Origin of the sequence: Nonomuraea lactucae (assembly GCF_003313395.1) — a bacterium.
GTDB classification, from domain to species: domain Bacteria; phylum Actinomycetota; class Actinomycetes; order Streptosporangiales; family Streptosporangiaceae; genus Nonomuraea; species Nonomuraea lactucae.
The window spans coordinates 1-1022 of sequence record NZ_QNFZ01000413.1; the positions used below are offsets into that span (position 1 = coordinate 1).

Here is a 1022-nt window from a genome sequence, read left to right on the forward strand (position 1 = left end):
CTGCGCCCGCGCGCCCGGGTGCTCGCCGCCGCCACGGCCGCGGTGGACCCGGTCATCATGCTCACCGCGGGCCAGGCCGCGATCGAGAAGGCGCTGAAGCGCGCCGGGCTCACTCCCGCCGACGTCGACGTGTTCGAGGTGGCCGAGGCGTTCGCCGCGACGTGCCTGAAGCTCCAGCGGGACCTGGGCATCTCCGACGAGCAGCTCAACCCCAACGGCGGCACGATCGCGATGGGCCACGCCTTCGGCGCCACCGGCCCGATCCTCCTCGCGTCCTGCGTGGACGAGCTGGAACGGACCGGCGGGCGCTACGGCGTGGTGGCGGTCAGCGGCGCCGCCGGCACCGGCAGCGCCACGGTCGTGGAGCGCGTGCGATGACAGCCGGTTCCGCGACACCCGTCCCCCGGCTGAGCGTCTCCCTGGGGTTCTGGCAGGACCGGCCGCCCGGCGAGGCCCTGCTGACGGCGCGCGCCGCCGACCGGCTCGGCTACGACGAGCTGTGGGTGGGTGAGATGGCCACCTACGACGCGTTCGCCCTGGCCGCCGTGCTCGGCGCCGAGACCCGGCGCGTCGGGCTGACCGTGGGGCCGCTCGCCGTCGCCGTGCGCGACCCCATGACCATCGCGCGCGGCGTGGCCTCGGTCGCCGACCTGACCGGGCGTCGCGTCGGCGTCGCCATCGGCACCTCCAGCCCCGTGGTGGTGACGCAGTGGCACGGGCGCGACCGGAGCCGGTCGGTGACCAGGCTGCGGGAGTCGGCCGTCGTGCTGCGTGAGCTGCTCGACGGGGGCAGGCCCTCGTTCGACGGTGAGACCGTACGCGCCAGCGGCTACCACCTGCGCCTGCAAGCGCCCCGATCGGAGCTGACCGTCGCCGCCTTCGGACCGGCGGCCGTCGGCGTCGCCGCTGCCATCGCCGACCGGCTGGTGCTGAACCTGATCACCCCCGCCTCGGCCGCCCCCCTGGTGGAGCGGCTGCGCTCCGCCGCCACCGAGGCCGGGCGCCCGGCTCCCCGGGTGGCC

At 76.4% G+C, this 1022-nt stretch carries 1 protein-coding gene and 1 pseudogene; both read left to right on the forward strand.

Features of this window, described 5'->3' with window-relative positions:
- Nucleotides 1–378: pseudogene (locus tag DQW85_RS22285) on the forward strand (acetyl-CoA C-acyltransferase); the annotation flags it as partial.
- Nucleotides 375–1022, forward strand: a 648-nt coding sequence (locus DQW85_RS22290) for an LLM class F420-dependent oxidoreductase (protein WP_113702143.1), incomplete at its 3' end; no start/stop codon positions are given. The pseudogene DQW85_RS22285 and the gene DQW85_RS22290, both read left to right, overlap by 4 nt.